General features: G+C 75.7%; 21 protein-coding genes and 1 pseudogene. 9 read left to right on the forward strand and 13 right to left on the reverse strand.

What is annotated here, in order from left to right; translation table 11 throughout:
- The first annotated feature begins 9 nt into the window (after positions 1 to 9).
- The 7 genes and pseudogenes from ACIBPB_RS04620 to ACIBPB_RS04650 all read left to right on the forward strand — a co-directional run bounded on the left by ACIBPB_RS04620 (position 10) and on the right by ACIBPB_RS04650 (position 7,988).
- Positions 10 to 891: a hypothetical protein gene (locus tag ACIBPB_RS04620; protein WP_396838206.1), complete on the forward strand. Its 882-nt coding sequence runs from the start codon at positions 10 to 12 to the stop codon at positions 889 to 891.
- Complete coding sequence (locus ACIBPB_RS04625) at positions 884 to 3,550, forward strand: FtsK/SpoIIIE domain-containing protein (protein ID WP_396838207.1); 2,667 nt, start codon at positions 884 to 886, stop codon at positions 3,548 to 3,550. Before ACIBPB_RS04620 ends, ACIBPB_RS04625 begins: the two co-directional genes overlap by 8 nt.
- Entirely contained in the window at positions 3,547 to 4,215 is a 669-nt protein-coding gene (locus ACIBPB_RS04630; protein ID WP_396838208.1) for a hypothetical protein, read from the forward strand. Before ACIBPB_RS04625 ends, ACIBPB_RS04630 begins: the two co-directional genes overlap by 4 nt.
- Before the next feature lie 60 nt (positions 4,216 to 4,275).
- A pseudogene (locus ACIBPB_RS04635) lies at positions 4,276 to 4,947 on the forward strand (SGNH/GDSL hydrolase family protein); the annotation flags it as partial.
- Between the two features lie 76 nt (positions 4,948 to 5,023).
- The gene (locus tag ACIBPB_RS04640) at positions 5,024 to 6,523 is read left to right on the forward strand and encodes a hypothetical protein (protein ID WP_396838209.1); all 1,500 of its coding nucleotides are present in this window, start codon (positions 5,024 to 5,026) and stop codon (positions 6,521 to 6,523) included.
- Positions 6,524 to 6,622: 99 nt separating this feature from the next.
- The gene (locus ACIBPB_RS04645; protein WP_396838210.1) at positions 6,623 to 7,033 is read left to right on the forward strand and encodes a MerR family transcriptional regulator; all 411 of its coding nucleotides are present in this window, start codon (positions 6,623 to 6,625) and stop codon (positions 7,031 to 7,033) included.
- Positions 7,011 to 7,988, forward strand: coding sequence for an aldo/keto reductase (locus tag ACIBPB_RS04650; protein WP_396838211.1), 978 nt, complete (start codon positions 7,011 to 7,013; stop codon positions 7,986 to 7,988). Before ACIBPB_RS04645 ends, ACIBPB_RS04650 begins: the two co-directional genes overlap by 23 nt.
- Positions 7,989 to 7,991: 3 nt before the next feature.
- Here ACIBPB_RS04650 and ACIBPB_RS04655 read toward each other — a convergent pair whose 3' ends face one another.
- Entirely contained in the window at positions 7,992 to 8,666 is a 675-nt protein-coding gene (locus ACIBPB_RS04655) for a TetR/AcrR family transcriptional regulator (RefSeq protein WP_396838212.1), read from the reverse strand.
- A gap of 58 nt (positions 8,667 to 8,724) precedes the next feature.
- Between ACIBPB_RS04655 and ACIBPB_RS04660 the strand changes: the two genes are divergently transcribed.
- Positions 8,725 to 9,612 (forward strand): alpha/beta fold hydrolase, encoded by an 888-nt coding sequence (locus tag ACIBPB_RS04660; protein WP_396838213.1) that lies wholly within the window; start codon positions 8,725 to 8,727, stop codon positions 9,610 to 9,612.
- Positions 9,613 to 9,678: 66 nt separating this feature from the next.
- On the opposite strand, the gene ACIBPB_RS04665 is transcribed toward ACIBPB_RS04660, so the two are convergent.
- The 12 genes from ACIBPB_RS04665 to ACIBPB_RS04720 form a co-directional block, all read right to left on the reverse strand.
- A complete protein-coding gene (locus ACIBPB_RS04665) occupies positions 9,679 to 11,028 on the reverse strand; it encodes a hypothetical protein (protein WP_396838214.1) in 1,350 nt (449 codons plus the stop codon).
- Positions 11,025 to 11,993 carry an alpha-ketoacid dehydrogenase subunit beta gene (locus tag ACIBPB_RS04670; RefSeq protein WP_396838215.1) on the reverse strand — a complete coding sequence of 323 codons (969 nt, stop codon included), beginning with the start codon at positions 11,991 to 11,993 and terminating at the stop codon, positions 11,025 to 11,027. The genes ACIBPB_RS04665 and ACIBPB_RS04670 overlap by 4 nt, the downstream gene beginning before the upstream one ends.
- Positions 11,993 to 12,964 carry a thiamine pyrophosphate-dependent dehydrogenase E1 component subunit alpha gene (locus tag ACIBPB_RS04675; protein ID WP_396838216.1) on the reverse strand — a complete coding sequence of 324 codons (972 nt, stop codon included), beginning with the start codon at positions 12,962 to 12,964 and terminating at the stop codon, positions 11,993 to 11,995. The genes ACIBPB_RS04670 and ACIBPB_RS04675 overlap by 1 nt, the downstream gene beginning before the upstream one ends.
- Positions 12,961 to 13,758: a DUF3050 domain-containing protein gene (locus ACIBPB_RS04680; RefSeq protein WP_396838217.1), complete on the reverse strand. Its 798-nt coding sequence runs from the start codon at positions 13,756 to 13,758 to the stop codon at positions 12,961 to 12,963. The genes ACIBPB_RS04675 and ACIBPB_RS04680 overlap by 4 nt, the downstream gene beginning before the upstream one ends.
- Before the next feature lie 2 nt (positions 13,759 to 13,760).
- Positions 13,761 to 14,684: a phytanoyl-CoA dioxygenase family protein gene (locus ACIBPB_RS04685; protein ID WP_396838218.1), complete on the reverse strand. Its 924-nt coding sequence runs from the start codon at positions 14,682 to 14,684 to the stop codon at positions 13,761 to 13,763.
- Positions 14,681 to 15,787, reverse strand: coding sequence for a 4-hydroxyphenylpyruvate dioxygenase (gene hppD, locus ACIBPB_RS04690; RefSeq protein WP_396838219.1), 1,107 nt, complete (start codon positions 15,785 to 15,787; stop codon positions 14,681 to 14,683). Before hppD ends, ACIBPB_RS04685 begins: the two co-directional genes overlap by 4 nt.
- 64 nt (positions 15,788 to 15,851) lie before the next feature.
- A complete protein-coding gene (locus ACIBPB_RS04695; RefSeq protein ID WP_396838220.1) occupies positions 15,852 to 17,117 on the reverse strand; it encodes a beta-ketoacyl-[acyl-carrier-protein] synthase family protein in 1,266 nt (421 codons plus the stop codon).
- Complete coding sequence (locus ACIBPB_RS04700; RefSeq protein ID WP_396838221.1) at positions 17,114 to 18,733, reverse strand: class I adenylate-forming enzyme family protein; 1,620 nt, start codon at positions 18,731 to 18,733, stop codon at positions 17,114 to 17,116. Before ACIBPB_RS04700 ends, ACIBPB_RS04695 begins: the two co-directional genes overlap by 4 nt.
- Positions 18,730 to 19,221 (reverse strand): beta-ketoacyl synthase chain length factor, encoded by a 492-nt coding sequence (locus ACIBPB_RS04705; RefSeq protein ID WP_396838816.1) that lies wholly within the window; start codon positions 19,219 to 19,221, stop codon positions 18,730 to 18,732. The genes ACIBPB_RS04700 and ACIBPB_RS04705 overlap by 4 nt, the downstream gene beginning before the upstream one ends.
- Positions 19,222 to 19,301: 80 nt before the next feature.
- Entirely contained in the window at positions 19,302 to 20,444 is a 1,143-nt protein-coding gene (locus ACIBPB_RS04710) for a beta-ketoacyl-[acyl-carrier-protein] synthase family protein (protein WP_396838222.1), read from the reverse strand.
- Entirely contained in the window at positions 20,437 to 20,682 is a 246-nt protein-coding gene (locus tag ACIBPB_RS04715) for an acyl carrier protein (protein WP_396838223.1), read from the reverse strand. Before ACIBPB_RS04715 ends, ACIBPB_RS04710 begins: the two co-directional genes overlap by 8 nt.
- Positions 20,682 to 20,945 (reverse strand): phosphopantetheine-binding protein, encoded by a 264-nt coding sequence (locus ACIBPB_RS04720; protein ID WP_396838224.1) that lies wholly within the window; start codon positions 20,943 to 20,945, stop codon positions 20,682 to 20,684. The genes ACIBPB_RS04715 and ACIBPB_RS04720 overlap by 1 nt, the downstream gene beginning before the upstream one ends.
- 17 nt (positions 20,946 to 20,962) lie before the next feature.
- On the opposite strand from ACIBPB_RS04720, the gene ACIBPB_RS04725 reads away from it, so the two are divergent.
- On the forward strand, positions 20,963 to 21,571 hold the full coding sequence (locus tag ACIBPB_RS04725; protein ID WP_396838225.1) for a 4'-phosphopantetheinyl transferase family protein: 609 nt from the start codon (positions 20,963 to 20,965) through the stop codon (positions 21,569 to 21,571).
- Positions 21,572 to 21,579: the final 8 nt, after the last annotated feature.

Raw genomic sequence — 21,579 nt, forward strand, 5'->3', positions numbered from 1 at the left:
GAGCCGGCCGTGTCCATCGTCGAGGACATCGGCGCGCAGGTGCGCGCCGCCGCCGAGGAGCTGCCGCTGGCGCAGCTCGCCGCCGCGCTGGAGAAGTTCGGCCAGGCCACCGAGCGGTTGCGCTGGGTGCGCCAGGAGTCGGCGAACCCGATGGGGGTGCCGGAGCTGTCCGCGGCGACCGAGCACGCCGAGACCGCCGGGTACGCGCTGCGGGTGGCCCAGGAACAGCTGTCGGCGTACCTGGGCGCGATCGGGCTGGCCGGCGACGGGGCGCCGGCACCGACCGGCGGCGACCGCCGGCCCCGGCACGACGCGCCCCCGGGTGATGCCCCGCCGCCCGGGCCGGCCGGCGGGCCGCCGCCGGACGAGCAGCCGGCGGTACGGCGCTGGTGGGCGGTGCGGGTGGCGGAGCTGACCGGGGGCCGGGAGGGCGGGCCGGACGGGCCGGACGAGCGGGCCGGCGACTCCCGGGAGCTGCTGCGCCGGGTGGTCACCGGGGTCCGCTCGGGCGACCGGGACCGGCTGCACCGGGAGCTGCGCGGGGCGCACGCCGACGTGGGGCTGGGGCTGGCCGCGATCGCCCCGCCGCTGCTGCGCGACCTGGCCGGCGAGCTGCTCGGCCATCCGCCGCGCGCCGACGACCTGTCCCGGCTGCGCCGCGAGCTGGACGGCCGGGTGCACGACCTGCTGCCCGGACTGCCGCCGCCGGTGCTGCACACCCTGCTGACCCGGGTCTGCCGGATGCCCCCGCCGCGCCGCGCCGGCGACGACGCGCAGCCGCACGCCGCCGACCCGGCCGTGACCGCCGGGGTGGTCACCGGGGTCCTGCTGGACCGGCTCGGCCGGGACCTGCCCCGGGAGGCCGACGGGCGGGAGCCGTCCCGTGGCTGACGTCCGCACCCAACTGGTGTCGCGGGTCCGGGGGCTGCTCTCCGAGGCCCTCGGCGCGACCCGCGGCCGGCTCGCCGCCGCGGACGCCGACCTGGCCGCCGGGCGGGACCGGCTGGCCCGGGTGCGCCGCGCCGCGGCGGCCGTACCCGAGCGGGTGGGCGCCGCCCGCGACGGCCGGCTCGCCGAGATCGACGCCCGGCACGCGGCGCGCATCGCGGAGCTGACCCGCCGGGCCGCCGCGGCGGCCGGCCGGGAGGCGCCGGGCGCGGCGTCGGCCGGCTGGGACGGGTGGCGGCCCACGCCGGCCGGCCGGGCCGAGGCCCCCGGCGCGGTCCGGATCGGCACGGTACGCGTCCCCGGCGGCGAGCCGGTGCCCGCGCTGGTGCCGCTGCTGGACGCCGGGCACGCTCAGCTCGCCGGCGGCGACCGCGACGGCCTCGCGGCCGTGGTCCCCGCCCTGCTGCTGCGCTCGGTGGGCCGCGCCGAACCGGGCGGCGTCCGGCTCTTCGGCTACGACCCCGAGCACCTCGGCGGCGGGCTGGCCGGCTTCGCCCCGCTCGGCACGGCCGGGCTGCTCACCTTCGTCGGCCCCGGCGGGCTGGGCCGGCTCCTGGACGACCTGGTCGAGCAGATCCGCCGGATCAACGAGACCGTGCTGGCCGGCGAGTACCCGTCGCTGCGCGCCCTCGCCGCGGCCACCGGCCGCCGCCCCGAGCCGTGGCGGGTGGCGGTGCTGCTCGGCGGGGACGAGCTGTCCCGGCACGAACGCGGCCAGCTCGACCGGGTGGTCCGCACCGGCGCGGCCTGCGGCGTGCACCTGGTGGTGCGCGGCGTCGAGCTGCCCGACGACCCGACGGTCACCCGGATCGTGGTGGAGCCGGACGACGCCCGCATCGCCGGCCTGCCGGTGGTGCTCGACCCGCCGCCGCCGGCCGCGCTGGTCACCGAGACCTGCCGGGAGGTGGCGTCGCGGGTCAACGCGGGGCCGCCGCCGGCGCCCTTCACCGACCTGCTCCCCGCCGAGTACTGGCAGGAGGACTCGGCGCACGGGCTGACCGCGCCGATCGGCGAGGGCCGGCACGGCCGTCCAGTGCTGCTCAGCCTCGGCGACTATCCGCCGCACGCGTTGATCGGCGGCCCGTCCGGCACCGGCAAGACCAACCTGATCTTCGCGTGGATCGGCGCGCTGGCCGCCCGCTACTCCCCCGCCGAGCTGGAGTTCTATCTGCTCGACTTCAAGGAGGGGGTGTCCTTCGCCCGGTTCGCCCAGGGCCGGCGCGACCCGAGCTGGCTGCCGCACATGCGGCTGGTCGGCATCAACGTCAACACCGACCGGGAGTTCGGCCTGGCGCTGCTGCGGTTCCTCGCCGAGGAGCTGCGCCGGCGGGCCGACGCCGCCAAGAAGCACGAGGTCACCAAGCTGGCCGAGCTGCGCGCCGTGGACCCGACCGGGCACTGGCCGCGGATCGTGGCGGTGGTCGACGAGTTCCAGGCGCTGCTCGCCGGCCGGGACGTGGTCGCCCGGGAGGCCGCCGACCTGCTGGAGGACCTGGCCCGTCGGGGCCGGTCACAGGGCATCCACCTGGTGCTCGCCTCGCAGGACGTCCGCGGCATCGAGGCGCTGTGGGGGCGGCCCGCCCTGGTCGCCCAGTTCACCCTGCGGATCGCGCTGCCCAAGGCGCTGCGCATCCTGGCCGAACGCAACGACGCGGCGCAGTCGCTGCCCCGCCACCACGCCGTGGTCAACGCCGAATCCGGGCTGGTCGAGGGGAACGAGGTGGCCCGCATCCCGTCGGCCAGCGACTGGGAGACCTGGAGCGAGTTGCAGCACCGGCTGTGGCGGATGCGCCCGCAGGACGCCGCCCCGGCCCGACTCTTCGACGGCGACGCCGTCCCGAGGCTCACCGAGGCGCCGGACTACCGCGCCCTGACCGCCCCCGAGCAGGGCGTGCCGCGCAGCCCGGTGGCGCTGCTCGGGGAGATCATCGACGTACAGGCCCGCTCGGCGGCGCTGCGCCTGCCCCGGGCGCCGGGCCGGAACCTTGCGGTGCTCGGCACCCGGATCGACGAGGCGTGCGCGGTGCTCGACGCCGCGGCGCGCTCGCTGGCCGGCCAGCACCGCCCCGGCACCGCCCGGTTCTCCATCGCCTGCCTCGACCCGGACGCCGACCCGGCGGCCCGGGCCCTCTACGAGGACCTGGCCGACGACGCCGCCTGGTACGACGAGGAGACCGTGCCCGAGCTGATGGCCGAGGTGGGCGACGGGCTCGGCGCCCCGGGCGCCCCGAGCAGCCCGCACTACCTGCTGCTCTACGCGGTCGACGCGGCGGCCGGGCAGCTCGCCGGCAAGGCGGGCCGGCGCACCGGGCTGGAGCAGCTGCGCCGGATCCTGCACGACGGGCCGGAACGGCGTACGCACGTGCTGGCCTGGTGGCGCGGGGTGGGGCGGATGCGGGCCGACCTGGGCGGCGCGGGGGCCCGGCTGGACCAGATCGGGGCCTGGGTGGCGCTGGACGTGCAGGGCGCTGAGCTGAGCGGCGCCCTCTATCCCGGCAGCGGCGGGCCGGACTGGTACCCGCGCCCGTGGCGGGGGCTCTACTTCGACCGGGCGGTGCATCGCACCGGACAGGTGATCATCCCTTATGGTCCGTCCCGATGAACGAACCGGTCACCAGTGAGACGTACGCCGCCCAGCTCCGCCGGCTCGCCGAGCTGACCGCCCGGGTGGCCGCCCAGCGCGCCGAGGCGCACACCTGGTACGCCCAGCAGTGCGCGGCCGCCGAGCGGGCCGTGGCGGAGGCCACCGAGCAGGTCCGGCGGGCCGAGGCGGAACTGGGCGAGGCCCGGGACCTGGTGGAACGGGTCGACGCCGAGGCCGCCCACCTGTGGGGGCAGCTGCGGGCGCGGATCGGCGCGGGCGGGCGGCGGCTCGGTGACCCGCCGGGTCCGGCCCGGGACGCCACCGGTGATCCGGTGCCGCTGCTGCGCGGGGTCCGCGAGCTGCTGGACCGCACCCGCCAGCCGGGCGAGCTGCCCGGCTCGACCAACCCGCTGCTGGTCGCCTGCGGGGTCGGCGGCGCGGTCGTCGCGTACGCGCTGGGGTTGGCCGCACGGGCGCTGGGCCACGGCTCGGGCGGCGACCTGGCGGTCGGCATGCCGGTGCTGGCGCTGGTGATCACGCTGCTCGGGCCGCTGGTCGGGCTGGCGCCGGCCCGGTTCCTGGCCGACCGGCGGCACGCGGTGCTGACCCCCCGCCCGATGCTCCTGGTGGCCGGCGCCGGCCTGCTGACCACGCTGCTCCTGCTCGCCCTCGGGCCGCGCTGACCGGTCGGCCGGCGGACACGGCCGATCGACGGGGGCGGGCGGATCGGTTAGCGTGCGGGCGTGGGATCGACGTTGACCGAAGCGACCGATCCGTACTGTCTGCGCGCGGGCGAGAGCGCGGAGTTGCTGCGCGGGCATCCGTGGCGGCGGTTCGTGGTGCTGGGCGACAGCGTGGCCGAGGGCCTGTGCGAGCCGGTCGACGGATATCCGGACGTGCAGTGGGCCGACCGGATCGCCGCCGAGCTGGACGCGGTCCGGCCCGGGCTGGCGTACCTGAACCTGGGCCGGCGAGGGCTGCGCGCGCACGAGGTGCGGGCGGCCCAGCTCGGCCCCGCGCTGGCGTTCGGTCCGGACCTGGCGCTGGTGGTCTGCGGGGGCAACGACGCGTTCCGGTCCGGCTACGACGCGGACGCGGTGGACGCCGAACTCGCCGCCATGATCACCGCGCTGCGGGACGGCGGTGCGGACGTCATCACGGTCGGCATGTTCGACGTGTCGCACAGCCCGGCGGTGCCGGCGGCGCTGCGCGCCGGGCTCGGTGCGCGGATGCGCCGGCTGTCCGCCCACACCGGACGGCTGGCGGCCCGGCTGGGCACCGTCCACGTGCACCTCACCGACCACCCGGCGGTCGCCGAGCCGTCCCTGTACAGCGGCGACGGCCGGCACGGCAGCGCGCGCAGCGACGCGATCGCCGCCGCCGAGACCGTCCGTGCCCTGGCCGCCCACCTGGACGCCGCGCGCCGTCGGAGCACTGACGCGCCGGGCGAGGTGGGCCCGGAAACCGGGCCCGACCTGCCACAATCAGCCGATGTCACTCTTCCCGGCGACACGGCCGGCCGGCACGGCGGTCGCTGACCAGGCTCGACTGTTCGAGGCGGTCGAGGAGGCGCTGCCCGCGCTCGGCCCCGACGGCGGCGGCGCGCCGAACAACGACGCCGGCGCGCTCGGCTGGGGGTTCTCCTGGCGGATGCAGGCCTTCCTGCTGATGGCCGAGGCGACCGGCGACCCCGCGTACCTGCACCGGCTGGTGGAGATGGTCGACGCCGTGCTCGCCGTCCGCGACGACCGGCGGGGCGTGCGCGACCACCGGGAGCTGAGCCTGCCGGTGTGGAGTTCGGCGGGCAAGTACACGGTGTGCGGCGCCACGGTGCCGGACGAGGACGGCGTCCCGGCCCTGCGCGTGCACCTCTGCCCACCGCACGCGCTGCGGGCCACCGTCCGGGTGGTGCCCGGGCCGGACGGTACGTTCACGCTCACCATCGTCCGGGCCGGCGACCACCTCCCGATCGTGTTGCCGGAGCTGAGCCTCGACCCCGGCGACCCGCGGCGCGCCGACCGGGTGGCGTACGACCGGCACACCCGCGAGGACGCGGTCACCGTGGAGCTGCTGCCGGGGCCGGCCCAGGTGGCCGACCGGCCCCGCCGGCTCCGGGCGGGGACCCACCGGCTGCAACCCGCCCGGGTGGCGCTGGCCGCGCAGACCGGCATGATCGTCTATCCGCTGGCGGGTCTGGCCCGGCTGGCCCGGGAACGGCCCGACCTGGTCCCGGCCGCCGTCGCCGCGAAGACCGAGGACTATCTCGCGGCGACGCACGAGGCGCTCGCCGCGCACGACCACCAGTGGCGGGTCACCGACGCCGGCGAGGGCCACTACGTCTGGCTGCCCGACGAGCCGGTCGGCTTCGCGGGCGCCGAACTGCCCACCAACGAGTTCCTGGCCGTCGGCCGGACGCTGATCCAGCTCGCCGCCGTGACCGGTGACCGGACGTACGCCGAGCGCGCGACGGCCATGGCCCGGGCGCTGCGCGGGCAGCTGACGGAGCGGGCCGGCGGGTTCGTCTGGCCGTACTGGCCCTCGTTCGGGCGGGTCTACCGGGGCTGGACGAGAACGGGTGACCGGGACCGCGACGGGTCGCACTTCCGTCCCCTGTTCCCCGCGCTGCCGGTCGCCGAGGACAGCACCCACGCGCTCCTCGACGTCGACTTCGCCGTGCTGTACGCCTCGACGCCCGGCCTTCCCGAGGTGTTCTCGGCCGCCGACATGCGGACGCTGGCGCGCACCTTCACCCGCCATGTCTACCTGCGCCGCCTCGGCCGGCGCCCGACCGTGCGCCGGTACATCGGCGGCGCGGACCGGCCCGGCACGGCACACCACGAGGCGCAGGTCGCGGCGTGGCTGCCGCTGCACCAGTGGGACCCGCGGGTGGCCCGGCGGGTCGCCGCGGTCCACCGCCGACGCCGGTCGGGGGCGGTGCAGAGTGTGGACGCGTACTGTGCCGCGCTGCTGGCCCGCTGGCGCCGCCCCTGACCATCGGGGTCGGCACGACGACGGACCTCAAGGCGGGTCCGATACATCGAGCTGCGACTATTTGCTGTGGAGTGAACTCCAGGGGGCATGCTTGCCGCCATGGAGATCGACGCCGCCGCGCTCGACCGGCCGACCATCGGGCAGGTGTCCGACCTGGTCGGCCTGTCCCCGGACACGCTGCGCTGGTATGAGCGCATCGGGCTGCTCGAAGCCATCCCGCGTGACGCCGCGGGGCAGCGGCGGTACCGCCGGCTCGACCTCGACCGGCTGGAACTCCTGATCACGATGCGGGCGACCGGCATGCCCCTCACCGAGATGCACGAGTACGTCGCCCTGATCCACGCCGGGCCGGCGAGCCGGCGCGACCGGCTGACCCTGCTCGAGTCCCACCGTCAGCGGACGCTGGACCGCATGGCCGCCCTTCAGCGGGATCTCGTCGTCATCAACCGGAAGATCGACCGCTACCGAAACCTGCTGGGGGACGACGATGCGCAGAACCACCCTGGGTGAATCCGGGCCCGAGGTCTCGGCCATCGGCCTGGGCTGCATGGGGATGAGCGCCCTCTACGGGCCTCGCACCGATGAGCAGCAGTCGCTGCGGACGATCCGCCGGGCCCTCGACCTCGGCGTCGACCTCATCGACACCTCAGCTTCCTACGGTGACGGCCACAACGAACGGCTCGTCGCCGAGGCCATCCGCGGTCGGCGCGGCGATGTCTTCCTGTGCACCAAGTTCGGCATCCGGCGCGACGGCGGCGCCATGCGGGTGGACTCCTCGCCGCAGTGGGCGAGGACGTCCTGCGACGAATCGCTGGACCGGCTCGACGTCGCCCATCTCGACGTGCTCTACCTGCACCGGCGCAACCCCGACATCCCCATCGAGGACACCGTGGGCGCGATGGCCGAGCTGGTGACCGCCGGCAAGGTACGCCACCTCGGGCTGTCCGAGGTGAGCCCGCAGACGCTGCGGCGAGCCCATGCCGTCCACCCGATCACCGTGCTGCAGACCGAGTACTCGCTCTTCAGCCGGGAGGTCGAGGCGGAGATCCTGCCGACGTGCCGGGAACTCGGGATCACCCTCGTCGCGTACTCGCCGCTCGGTCGGGCCCTGCTCACCGGGCAGGTCACGGCCGACACCACCTTCGGCGGGGACGACCTGCGCGGCGGCAACCCGCGCTTCGCCGGGCCCAACCGGGCCGCGAACCTGGCCCTGGTCGACCGGCTGCGCGCGCTGGCCGCCGAGCTGGGGGTGACCCCGGCACAACTCGCGCTGGGCTGGCTCCTGGCGCAGGGCGCCGTCCCGATCCCGGGCACGACCAGGATCCGTCACCTGGAGGACAACGTCGCCAGCACCGCCCTCCCGTTGACCCCCGAGCACCTGCTGCGCATCACCGAGCTGGTGCCCGCCGCGGCGGTGCGCGGTGAGCGGCTCGCCGCCTCCGCCGCGCGCTGGGTCGGTGCCTGACGGTCAGTCGGCGTCGGCCGCGAGCAGTCCGGTCAGCAGGCCGCGCAGGGTCCGTTCGAAGAGGTCCCGCCGGGGGGCGGCGGCCGGTGGCGCGGCGAACGCGGCGGCGAGGTGCGGGTACGCCGCGAGGTCGACGTGGTCGAAGCGGAGCGGGCCGGACGCCGTCTCGGCCCGGGCGAAGAGCGAGACCACGCCGGTGATCATGGCGATGGCCTCGAACTTCGCGGTGACCGGGGCGTGGACCGGCTGGAGGACGCGCAGGCAGGTGTCGAACCAGGCCAGGGCGTTCGGTCCGGGCGGGCCTGGGCGCGCGATGGCGTCGACCAGCCACCGGTGACGCCGGTAGAGCTCCAGCTGGCGGCGGGCCAGCAGCACCATCTCGTCGCGCCAGTCGCCGGGGCCGTCCGGGTACGGCCGCAGCTCCCCCACGCACCGGTCGACCATCAGGGCCAGCAGGTCGTCGCGCGAGGCCAGGTGCCGGTAGAGCGATCCGGCCGCCATGCCGAGGGCGTTGGCCACGGCTCGCATCGACACCGCCTCGAGCCCGCCCGCGTCGGCCAGGTCGATCGCGGCGGCGACCATCGCGTCCCGGCCGTGGGTCGGTGCGGGGCCTCGGGTGCCACGTTCCGGACGGCTCCAGATGGACTGCCCGCCGGAATCCGTGGATGCGCCGCTCACCGCCCCAGTGTAAACTGCAAACGCTGTTCGCGGTTTTGGGCTACCCGGGAGGTAAGCGGTGACGGAGCGGATCACGGCGCCGGACGGCGCGACGATCGTCCTGCACTCGACCGGCACCGGCCCGGGCGTCGTGCTGGTGCACGGCGGCGGGGTCACCATCGACGAGTATCGGCGGCTGGCCGCACGCCTGGCCGACCGGTTCACCGTGCACCGCTACAACCGGCGCGGCCGGGCGGACGCACCGGCCCGGCGGGAGCCGTACACGGTCGAGCAGGAGATCGACGATCTCGGCGCGGTGCTCGCGCACACCGGCGCCCGCCGGGCGGTCGGGCACAGCTACGGCGCGTTCGTCGTGCTGCGGGCCGCGTTGCGGCTGCCGCTGGACCAGGTCGTCAGCTACGACGCGCCGCTCTGCCTCAGCGGGCGCGGACTGCCGACCGCGTTCCTCGACCCGGCCGAGGAGGCGGTCCGCGCCGGGAACATCCCGCGGGCGATGGCCCTGGTCGGCGCGGCCGTCAACCCCCAGGACGCCGCGTCAAGGCTTCCGCTCGGCGTGCAGACCGCGATCTGCCGGCTGTTCCTGCGCACCCCGATCGGCCGCCGGATGGGTGAGCTGCTGCCCACGACGCTGCTGGAGAGCCGGCAGATCCAGGCCCACGACGGACCGGCGGAGGACTACGCGGGGATCGGCGCCGAGGTGCTGCTGGCCTGCGGGGCCAAGGCCGCGCCCTGGTATCCCGAGGTGAACGACCTCCTGGCCGCCGTGCTGCCGCGGGCCCGGACGCTGACCGTTCCCCGCTGCGGCCACAACGGCATCGCCGCCGCGCCACCCCGCCTGGTCGACCCGATCGCGGCGTTCCTCGCCGCCCCGACCGGGCCCGAACCGACCGGGCCCGAACCGACCGGGTCCCAGCCGGCCGGGCCCGAGCCGGCTGGATCGCGCTAGGCGCCCTGCCCGGCGTGCGGACCGGCAGGCCTGCCCGCCGCGCCGGACCGCGCGGCCGGGCCGGCGTCAGGCGAGGAGGATGCCGGTCATCAGCACCCCCCGGGCCAGGTTCAGCACCTCCTCGCAGCCGGGATAGCCGACCCGGGCCAGCGCCCCGGAACCGGTGCGGCCGAACAGGTACGGCGCGAGGCTGTACGGGACCTCGGCGTTGACCGTCTCGCCCGTCTCGATCTGCACGAAGTCCATCGAGACCCGGTCCGCCTCGTGGTAGCGCTGCAGGATGTGGCCACCCGCGTCGATCGCGGCGCGTACCCCGTCCTCCCAGGCCACCGCGCTCATCTCCCGGCCGATGAGCACCCCGTGCCCGGCCGAGCCGCCGGCCGGCTTGGCCACCAGGTCGGCCTGCTCGGCCAGCGCCCGGTTCAGCTGGTCGGCGGTGAGCGCCACGGTGTGCGGGACGTACCGGCGGATCAGCGCCCGGTCGGTGGCCGGCAGCAGGTCCAGGTCGGCCCAGAGCCAGGCGAAGTTCAACTTGTTGCTGAGCAGCCAGGCGGCGCTGCTGACGAACATCGGCAGGGTGCCCGCGGCCAGCGCGCCGGCGACCGCGTCCAGGCCGGCGCTGGGGGTGACCCGGTTGGGCACGAAGAGCCGGAACAGCGCGTCCACCGGGGCGCCGCCGACGACGAGCCGCCGCCGCCCGTCCAGGGTGGCCGAGGCGACGGGCGCGATGACCAGGTCGATGCCGAACCGCTTCGCCTGGTCGGCGAGCGGGGAGAGGATCCGGATGAAGGTCTCCGGGTCGTCCAGGCCGGGGTAGTCGGCTTCGAAGTCCATCAGCAGCGCCACCCGCGCCCCGTCGGGCAGGTCGAGGGTGTCGCGGATGGCCACGAAACGCTGGTCCAGCAGGGACGGCGCGGGCCGCAGCCCGTCCAGCAGGCCCTGGGCCCGGTAGAGGTCGGCGTACCGGTAGATCACCGTGTCGGCGTCGAAGCCGCCGCCGAGGCTGCTGTCGATGTTGTACTCGACGATGCACGGCACGCCACCGGAGTAGAGCACGTCCGGCCGGTACGCGGCGAGCAGTCCCTCGTGCAGCGGCTCGTCCTCGTCGAGCAGCCGGGTCTCCCCCACCGGCACGTCGAGCAGCCGGCGCAGCTCCCCGGCCGTGCGGGCCCGGCGCTGGCAGGCCTCGAGGATGAGCTGGGCGATCCGGTCGCAGACCTCGTTGAGTTCGCGGAACGCGTCGGCGGTGAGCACCGGCGGGCGGGCCAGCCGCCACTGCTTGTTGTAGGTGGCCCGCCCGTGGAAGATCTTCTCCCAGGCGGCGGCGCCGGCGGCGACCATCCCGGCGCGGATCGGCTCGGGCAGGTCGGCCCACGCCTGGCCGAGCGGGGGCCACCGGTAGTCAGGGTCGATCATGATCCGTCCTTCAGGCAGAGGTGGATGGCGGCGGTGAGCTGGTCCCGGCCGGGCTGCACGGCCCGGTCCAGGGCGGGCGCGAACGGCAGCACGGCGCCGTCGGGGCGGGTGACCCGCCGGGGCGGCGCGGCCAGCCGGACCCGCTCGACCACGGTGGCGATGATCTCCCCGGCGATCCCGCAGGACCGGTTGGAGTCGTCCACCACCACCAGGCGGCCGGTGCGGGAGACCGACGCCAGCAGGCCGTCCCAGTCGAACGGGTACACCGTGCGCGGGTCGAAGACCTCCACCGACGCCTGGCCGGCAAGCTCCTCGGCGACCGCCAGCGCGTCGTGCACCAGGTGCCCGACGGCGACCACGGTGACGTCCGAGCCGGGCCGGCGTACCACGCCCCGCCCGAGCGGCACCGCGTCGAACGCGGTGACGTCGGCCCGGACCTCCATCGCCCCGGCCGGGGCGAAGACCACCACCGGGTCGTCGCAGCGGATCGCCGACACCAGCAGCCCGTACGCGTCGGCGGGGGTGGCCGGCACCACCGTGGTCACCCCGGCGTGGGCGAAGAGGCTGTACGGGTGGTCGGAGTGCTGCCCGGCCCAGCCGGTACGGGACCCGGAGCCCGGCACCAGGTAGGTGACCGGCACCGCGCACTGCCCCCCGGTCATCAGCGGGAACTTGTGCGCGTGGTTGACGATCTGCTCGAAGACCAGGAAGAGCAGCGACGGGATCTGGAACTCGATGACCGGGCGGGCCCCGGCCAGCGCGGCGCCGGTGGCGAAGCTGGTGAACGCCTGCTCCGACAGCGGGGTGTCGAGGACCCGCTCCGGGCCGAACCGCTTCAGCAGCCCCGCGGTGACGTTCGCGGCGGCCACCCGGATGTCCTCGCCGAGCAGGAAGACCGACCCGTCGCGGGTCATCTCGTCGGCGAGCGCCCGGGTGAGCGCCCGGCGGTAGGAGAGCCGGGGCATCAGCCACCTCCGGTGCGGGCGGTGCGGCCGCTGGCGTACAGGTGGTCCAGCGCGGACGCCGGGTCCGGGTGCGGCCCGGCCAGCGCGAAGTCGACGGCCGCGGCCAGTTCCGCCTCGACGTCGGCGTCCACCTCGGCCCGGACCGGGGCGGGCAGCCGGGCGCCCTGGATGTCGACCGGGTCGCGGGAACGGCCGGCGGCGACCTCCTCGGGCGGGCGGTAGTCCAGGCGTACCTGATGTTCGAAGGTGTGATGGGCGTCGAAGCGGTAGGTGTGCGCCTCGACGAGTTCGGGGCCGCCGCCGGCGCGCATCCGGGCCACGGCGGCGGCCGTCACGTCGCGTACCGCCTCGGGGTCCTGGCCGTCGACGGCGGCCGCCGGCATGCCGAAGGCGGCGGCGCGGCCGGCGATGCTGCCGGCGACCGCGCCGGCGACCGGCATGGTGGTGGCGTAGCCGTTGTTCTCGCAGACGAACAGCACCGGCACCCGCCAGAGCGCGGCCAGGTTGAACGCCTCCAGCAGCATCCCCTCGTTGACCGCGCCGTCGCCGAAGAAGGTCGCCCCGACCACGTCGTCGCCGCGCCGCCGGTGCGCCCACACCGCTCCGGTGAGGATCGCGCCGGCGGCTCCGACGATGGCGTTGGCGCCGAGCACCCCGACGCCGAAGTCGGCGGCGTGCATCGACCCGCCCCGGCCCCGGTTGAGCCCGGTGACCCGGCCGCAGAGCTCGGCGAGCATCCGGGCCGGGTCGGCGCCCTTGGCGAGCACGTGGCCGTGCCCGCGGTGGGTGCCGGTCACCAGGTCCGCGTCGCGCAGCGCGGCGCAGACCCCGGCGGCGATCCCCTCCTGCCCGAGGTACGGGTGGATGCCGCCGACGATCTCCCCGGCGCGCACCAGGTCGATGGCGCGCTCCTCGAAGCGGCGGATCAGCCGGACCGTGCGGTAGAGCCGGACCGGGTCGGGGTGGGTCACGTCGGGCGACCCTCCTTGACCGCGGCCAGGATGTCGTCCCAGAGGCGGGCCCGGGCGGCGAGCGCCTCGTTGACCGTGTCCGCGCACTCCTGCCACCTGGTGTCGTCGTCGCCGCACAGGTCGGCCAGCATCTGCATGGCCATCGGGGTGTGCTGCTCCCCGTCGACCTCGATGTGCCGCTCCAGGTAGTCGACGAACGTGTTGAGCCGGTTGCTGCGCTCGTTGACGGCGACGACCTGGGTGAACATCTCCGGGATCAGGTCCTCCCGGCCGAACGCGAAGGCCGCCGCCTGGCAGTGCACCGGGGTGCTCTCGATGATCCGCCAGGTGGTGCCGGCGAACGCCCTGGACGCCGCCGGTGCCCCGGCCTCTACCAGCGCCTCGGTCACCGGGCGGCCGGCACGCAGCAGGTCGACGAGGCGGTCCACCGCGCCGGTGTCCGCGCCGGCCTCCGCCATGCCCCGCACGTACAGCTCGAAGTGGCTGATGTAGCCCGCGCCCAGCTCGTCGCTCTCCTCCACCATCACGATGTCGTTGATCAGCCGGCGGCTGCCGGTGGGCCCGGTCGGGATCCACGGCACGGTGACGCAGGTGAGCTGGCGTTGCAGCGACTTCAGCAGCGACATGAAGTCCCAGACCGCGAAGACGTGGTGCTCCATGAAGGTGACCAGCGCCTCGTGGGTGTCCAGGTTGGCGTAGAGCGGGTGCTTGACCACCACGTCGCGCCGGGCGGTCACCGCCTGTTCCAGCCGCTCGATGCCCGGGTGCGTCCTACCCCAGTCGTACCGTGACATGGTCAGCCTCCCTGCGCGGCGCCACGGCGCCAGATGACCGGGCAGAAGTCGGGGTCCGCGTAGTCGGGCCGCCCCTCCGGGGTGCGGCGGACCAGCACGTCGTGGTTGTACGCGGCGAGCGTGCCGTCGGAGAGCGGATACTCCCGCCAGGCGTTGCCGCCGTCCTGCAGGTGCAGCGAGATGGCCCGCCGGGGGCGGCCGCTGACGTTCGCGCCGCTGCCGTGGTAGATGCGGCAGTGGTGGAAGCTCATGTGTCCCTTGGGGATCACCATGGGGATCTTGCGGATCTCCGCGCCGTTGTGCGCGGCGTTCTCCGCGAGCATCACCTCGAGCTGGTCGCGGTCCCGGTCGGCGAAGTGCCGGACCACGGTGTCGTCGGCGCCGATCTCCTGCCAGCGGTGTGACCCGTCGACCATGGTGATGGTGCCCATCTCCTCCCCGCAGTCGTGGAACGGGATGAACGCGGTGAGCATCTCCGTCGAGCTGGACGACGCCCAGTAGTGCTTGTCGAAGTGCCACGGCACGATGTTGGACGGCTCGCCGGAGATCGGCGGCTTCCAGATCAGGGTGGACTGGAAGACCCGGATCTCGTCGGCCCGGGCCAGCCGGGCGGCGACCGCCCCGATCAGCGGCTTGCGCAGGATCCGGCCGATGACGTCGTGCTCGTAGTGCACGTAGTCGTTGTGCCGCTGCACGTCGCCCCGGCTCGGGTCCCAGTAGGCCAGGCGCGCGGGCCGGACCGGCAGGTGCCGGTCGCGTTCGCCGGCGTAGTAGCGGTCGGTGGCCGCGACCAGTTCGTCCACCTCCGCGTCGGTGAGCAGCTTCTTCGACAGGTACCAGCCGTGCTCGGCGTAGTGGCGCAGGTCCGCCTCGGAGGGCAGCAGCGCCTCCTCCTCGGCGGTCAGTGTCGGATGTGTGGTGGTCATGCCCCAGCCCCTCCTGCCGTGCCGGCCGCGACGGTGGGGGTCGCCCCCGCCGCGGCCAGTTCGCGTTCCTTGGCCTCGTAGAGCGCCTTGATGTTGCCGCTGCCGAAGGTGCGCGCCCCGCGCCGCTCGATGAGTTCGAGGAAGAGGGTGCGGCGCACGTGCATCGACTCGGTGAAGATCTGCAACAGCTGGCCGCCGTGGTCGGAGTCGACCAGGATGCTCAGGTCGCGCAGCCGGTCCAGCGACGCGTCGATCTTGCCGACCCGCGCCTCCAGGTCGTCGTAGTAGGTGGCCGGCGTGCCGGCGAAGCGGACACCCCGGCCGGCGAGGGCGCCGACGGCGGTGACGATGTCGTCGGTGCGCAGCCCGAGGTGCTGCACCCCGGCGCCGGCGTGCCAGCGCAGGAAGTCCTCGATCTGGCCGGGCCGGGCGCCGGTGTCCGGCTCCAGCAGCACCAGGGTGACCCGCTCGGACGGGCTCTGCACCACCTTGGAGTTCATCGCCTGCCCGGCGACCTCGATGTGCTCCTCGAAGATCTGGGCGAAGCCGAAGACCTTCTCGTAGTGCCCGACCGTCTCGTCGAGCTGGCCGGGCGGCACGCAGACCGCCAGGTGGTCGATCTCGGCCAGCAGGTCGTCGCCGGCGCCGGCGGGCAGCGCCTCGATCACCCCGGGCAGGAACGCGTCCCGGTCGCCGCGCCGCTCGACGAGGCGGTGCAGCACGTCGCCGAAGCCGCCGACCTCGGCGACCACCACCTCGGCGTCCGCGCCGGTCCAGGTCCGCGGCGGGGTCACCCCGGTCGCCCCCCGGGCCACCAGCTCCGCGTACGCCCCGGCGGCGTCGTCGACCTCCAGGGCGAGCACCGCGATGCCGTCGCCGTGCCGTTGCACGTACGCCGACGCCGGGTGCTCGGCGGTCAGGCCCGAGGTGAGCAGCATCCGGATCCCGCCCTGGGCCAGCAGCAGCGAGCGCTGGTCGGCCAGCCCGGTCTCCGGTCCGCCCTGGCCGCGCAGCCGGAAACCGACCGCGGTGCCGAAGTAGAAGGCGGCCTGCCGGGCGTCCCCCACGTACAGTTCGACATGATCTATGCCGTTGATGTGCATCTTTCCCTTCCCCTTTTCCCCCCGTGCCTGGCGTCCGGGCGCACCGCGCCCGGGGAGCGTCGGATCACCTCCCCGATCCGTCGTCGTGCGGTGCCGTCGTGGCGGCGGCTCGCCGGCGCAGCAGCAGGCTGACGTTCTGCCCGCCGAAGCCGAACGAGTTGGTCAGCGCGTGCTCGGCCCGGGTCGCCCGGGGCGCGGCGCGGACGTGGTCCGCCGCGCACTCCGGGTCCGGGTCGTCGAGGTGGTACGTGGGCGGCAGCAGGCCGCGGCCGAGGGCGAGCGCGGTGGCCGCCGCCTCGAGCACCCCCGAGGCGCCGAGCAGGTGCCCGGTGAGCCCCTTGGTGGAGCTGACCGGCACCCCGCCCACGCCGAACACCTCGGCCAGCGCCGTGGTCTCGGCAATGTCGCCGAGCTTCGTGCCGGTGCCGTGGGCGTTGACGTAACCGACCTGGGCCGGCTCCACCCCGGCGCTGGCCAGCGCGCGGCGCATGCACGCGGCCGCACCGGCGCCGTCCGGGCGGGGCGCCGTCGGGTGGTACGCGTCGGTGTTCGCGCCGTACCCGGCGACCTCGGCGTAGCCGGTGACGCCCCGGGCCGCGGCGTGCTCGGCGCGTTCCAGCACCAGCAGCGCCGCGCCCTCGGCGAGGACGAAGCCGTTGCGCCGCTGGTCGAACGGGCGGCTCGCCTCGGCCGGGTCGGCCCAGCCCCGGGCCAAGGCCCGGGCGTTGCCGAAGGTGTCGGCGAAGGTCGGGAAGAGCGGCGCCTCGCTCGCCCCGCAGAGCACCACGTCGGCCTCGCCGGTCCGGATGAGGCGTACCCCGTCGGCCACCGCCTGGGCGCCGGACGCGCAGGCCGTGCCGACCGACGAGCTGTAGCCGCGGATGCCGTGGGCGATGGCGATCCGCGCCGACGGCATGTTCGGCAGGATCCCGGTGAGCAGGTACGGGCTGACCGCGGCCCGCCCCCGGGCGGCCCGCGCCAGGACCTGGCTCTCCAGGGTGGACATGCCGCCCACCCCGCCGACGATCACCCCGATCCGGTCGGGGTCGACGTCGCGCCCGACCTCGATGCCGGCGTCGCCGAGCGCCTCGGCGGCGGTGAGCAGGGCCAGCAGCACGATCCGGTCGAGGATCTTCGTCTCCGGGCCGGAGGCGACGCTGCGCGGGTCCACCTCCGGCAGCACCCCGGCCACCTCCAGGCTGCCGGCCACCGGGTGCCCCTCGGGCGGCCGGCGCAGCCCGGAGCGGCCGGAGATCAGCGCGTCGAACGTGTCCGCCACGCCCCGCCCGGCCGGGGTGAACAGGCCCATGCCGGTGATGACGGCGGTCACGACGGCGCCTCGGTCAGGTAGCGCTCGCGCAGCGCCACCTTGCGCACCTTGCCGGTGACGGTGACCGGGATGTCGGCGGCGCGTACCGGGACGACCCGGCGCAGCGTGGCGGCCACGTCCGGGCCGAGCGCGGCGCGGATCCGTTCGGTGCGGTCCGCCTCCGGGTCCGCCCCGGCCGCCAACTCCAGCAGCACGTCGGTGGTGACCGTGCCGTCGTCCGCCTTGACGATCACCACCGTGCAGTCGGTCACGTCGGCGCAGGCGGCCAGGACGCGCTCCTCGGAGAGCGCGGTGAAGAACCGCCGCCCGTCGCCCACCTCGACCGAGTCCACCGCCCGGTCCAGGTGGTAGTAGCGCCCCTCCTCGTCGGCGTGGACCAGGTCGCCGGTGAGGTACCAGCCGCGCAGCCGGAACCGGTAGCTGGTGACCGAGTCGTTCCAGTAGCCGCGGAACAGCGACGGCGAGTCGATGCCGAGCCAGCCCACCTGGCCCGGGGGCAGCTCGTTGCCGTCCCGGTCGAGCACCGCCACCCGGGTGAACCGGTACGGGCGGCCGACGCAGCGGCCGTACCGGTCCGTGTCGACGGTGTGCGTGATGTGGAACATCGAGTGCCCCATCTCGCTGGAGCCCAACCCGTCGATGAAGACCGAGCCGGGCACCCGGGTCACCCCGGCGCGGGTCATCACGTCCCGCGAGCCCACCCGCACCAGCCGCCGTACGTGCGGCTCGTGGGAGCAGTCGCCGGTGTTGAACCACAGCCGCACCGAGTCCAGGTCGTACCCGGACAGGTCGAAGCGGGCCAGCTCCGCCCAGGTGACGGAGAAGCCGAACACGCCGTCCGGCCGCCAGCGCTGGATCGCGTCGAGCACCCGCTCGCCGCTCTGCTCGGAGAGCAGGAACATCTCCGCCCGGTTGCCCAGCGCCTGGTTGACCATGAGCACGGTGGCCGTGTGCGGGGCGGGCAGCGCGTTGAGGATCCGGCTGGTGCCCTGCGCCTGCGGCATGGACAGCAGGTGCCGGGTGGCGGCGAAGAGGCTGGCGTGCGAGTGCAGCACCGCCTTCGGCACCCCGGTGGTACCCGAGGTGTGGGTGATGACGATCGGGTCGTCGTCGTGGTGCCGGTAGTGCGGCGGGGCCGCCGCCGGGTCGCCGCCGCCCGCCTCGGCGGGCTCGCCGAGCAGGGGCGCGCCCAGGTCGTGGCCGCGCAGGGCCGCGACGTGCGCGGCGTCGGCGAGCACCCCGGCGGCGCGCAGCCGGCGGATGTACTCGGCGGCGATCTCCGGCCGGAGCCGGCCGTTCATCAGCGCGGGGATCGCCCCGAGCCGGGCCAGCGCCAGGAACGACAGCACCATGTCGGCGGCCGTGCCGGCCCAGACCGCCACCGGGTCACGCGGCCCGACCCCGCGCTCGTGCAGCCAGGCGGCCCGGGCGCCGACCAGCTCGTCGAGCCGGCCCAGGGTCAGCGGGGTCTCGGCCGGGTAGCCGTCGACCGCGGTGTCGAAGGTGAGTCCCGGCCCGTCCGGGTCGGCGCCGTGGGCCAGCACCCGGGCCAGCACGTTTCCCGCGCCCAGCTCGGTGTCGGCCGCCAGGGCGCCGCGCAGTCCCCTCGTCCTCATTGACGTGTTCCCTCCCCCAGCAGCACCGCGGTCGCCTCGCCCGGCGTACCGTCCAGTGCCTGTTCGATCAGGACCAGCAACACCTGCGCGGCGTCGCCGTCGTACAGCAGCAGGTCCGCCTCGGCGGCGCCCTCGTCCGATCCGTCCCCGGTCGGGCTCAGGCACACCACCGGCCCGTCCAGCCCCCAGCGCGCCGCCACGTGCCCGGCCACGCTGTTCGGCACCGACTGGAAGAAGAACAGCGGACCGACCCGGCCACCGGCCGCCACCGTGGCCCGCACGTGCGTGGCGCTGGCCCGGTCGCCGCTGGCGCTGACCAGCAGCACCGCCGTCCGGTTGCCGGCCGGCGGCGGCCCGTCCCCGTACCGCCGGCGCAGGCAGCGGTCGGCGACCGCCACCACCAGCGGCGCGAACCCCGAGTGCACGAAGCCGGGCACCGGCGGCGGCGGACCGTCCCCGCTCTCCGGCCAGCGCGCCCGCGCCAGCACGACCCCGGCACCGGACGGCGCGGGCCGGTCCCACGCGACGGGTGCCGCGTCCGGGCCCGGTCGTGGCTGGTCGGCGGCGGTCACGGCGTGCTCACCAGCAGCGCCGTGTTGGCCCCGCCGAACGCGGCGTTCAGGGTGAGCGCGTGCGCCGTGCTGGTGGAGCGGGGCGCGTGCGTCACCACGTCCAGCGGGCAGTTCTCGTCGGGGCCGAGCCAGCCGGCGTTGACCGGCAGCTTGCCGTGCCCGAGCGCGAGCACGGTGACCACCAGTTCGAGCAGCCCGGACGCCTCCAGCGCGTGCCCGTGCACCGCCTTCGTGGAGCTGACCGGGAGCCGCCCGGCCGCCGCGCCGAACACCCGGCCCAGCGCCGCCGCCTCGGCGGCGTCGCTGTACGCGGTGCCCGTGGCGTTGGCGTTGACGTAACCCACCGCCTCGGGCGGCAGCCCGGCCCGGCGCAGCGCCGCCTCGACGGCCCGGGCCAGGCCGAGCCCGCGCGGATCCGGCTGGCACGGGTGGTACGCGTCGCCGGCCCGCCCCCAGCCGGCCACCGTGGCCAGCGTCGGGGCGCCCCGCGCGGCGGCGGCGCGGGCCGCTTCCAGCACCACCGCCACCACCCCGTCGCCGAGCAGCAGCCCCTGCCGGCCGGCGCTGAACGGGCGGACCGCCCCGTCGGCGGCGAGCGCCCGGCCGGCGTCGAAGAGGGCGTACTGGTCCGGCTCGACCAGGTAGCCGGCGGCGACCACCACCCGGTCCAGGTCGCCCCGGCCGATCAGGGTCGCGGCGTCGGCCACGGCCGTGCTCGCCGAGACGCAGGCGGTCGTGTAGACCCGGGTGGGCCCGCCCAGGCCGCAGCGGCGGGCCAGGTGGCCGGCGAGCGCCGGCACCTCCGGCCCGGTGTCCCCGTCAGCGGGACCGTCCGGTGCCGGCAGCGAGGGCGGGCCGCCGTGGGTGGCCAGGAACAGCGCCGCGCCGGCCCGGTGCGCCCGGTCCAGGCCCGCCGCCCGGCAGGCGTGGTCGGCGGCGTCGGTCAGCTCGTCGGCGAGGGTGCCGACGTCCGGCAGCGTGGCCGCCACGGCGACCCGGCGGCCCGCGGTGTCGAAGCGGCGCACCGGCGTGAACGCCGGGGTGCCGGCGAGCACCCCGGCGAGCAGCGCTTCGGCGCCCCTACCCAGGGCGCTGAGCGCGTGGACGCCGGTGATCCTCAGGTGCTCCCGCTCAGCCATCTGCGGGAACGGTCAGCGAGCTGCGGAACACCGCGAGCGCGTCGTCGACGGTGCGGATGCCGGCGAGCTGGTCGTCGGTCAGCTCCAGTCGACGGTCGTAGCGTTGCTCGACGAGGTGCACGAGCCAGGCCAGCTCCATCGAGCCGACCCGGTCGGACACCTGGTCGACGGGTTTCGCGGTCAGTTCGGCGAGCATGCTCACCAGGTCAGCTCGCCCCAGGTCGGGCTGACCGGTCATCAGGCGATGTCGCTGTTCGCGGCCACCCGGTCGGCGACCATCGTGGTGAACTCGCCGACCGTCATGAGGGCCAGCTTCTCCGACTCGTCGTCGTCGAACTTCAGGCCGTACCGGTCCTCGACGCGGACAGCGAGGTCGGCCAGGGCGAGCGACTCGAGGTCGACGCCGGCTGGGCCGAGGGTGGTGTCGTCGTCGACGTCCTCGACGTCGTAGTTCATGTCGGTGAGCTGCTCGATGACGAAGGCGCGGACCTCGTCTCGCATGGCGTTAACCTCTTTCCGTGAACCAGCTACCGGTGCCCGGTCGGGACACCGTGTACGTGTGGACCGGCCGCGCCGTCGGCGACCAGCGGGAGCTGACGCGACGGCTGCTCAGGCGCGCGGGTGGCGCGTTGCTCGGCCGGCCCGAGGCGGAGATCGGGGTGGGACGGGCGCCCGGCGGGCGCCCGGAGGTGTACGCGGCCGGCGGGCGGACGCTGCCGGTCAGCGTCAGCCACGTCGACGGGGTGGTCGTGGTGGCCGCCCGGACGGGCGGACCGGTCGGGGTGGACGTCGAGCGGCGCCGGCCGCTGCCCGCCACGCCGCTGGCCCGGCGCTGGTACCACCCGGCCGAGGCGGAATGGCTGGCCGCCCGGGCCGAGGCCGGCCGGGAGCTGGACTTCCTGCGCCTGTGGACGGCCAAGGAGGCGGTCGGCAAGGCGCTCGGCACCGGGCTGCGCGACGGTGGGCTGCGCCGCCGGATGCCCGCGCCGGACGGCGGCGGCGAGTTGCTGCGCCCGGTCCCCGGCTGTCCCGGGGTGCGGGTCGGTCATCCGGCCGGCGGGGCGGGCCTGGTGCTCGCCGTCGCGGTCGCCGGGGCGGCCGGTCCGGTCGAGGTCGCCCTCGCGTAGCGGGCCGG

Source organism: Micromonospora sp. NPDC049836 (genome assembly GCF_044465125.1).
Lineage (GTDB): Bacteria > Actinomycetota > Actinomycetes > Mycobacteriales > Micromonosporaceae > Micromonospora.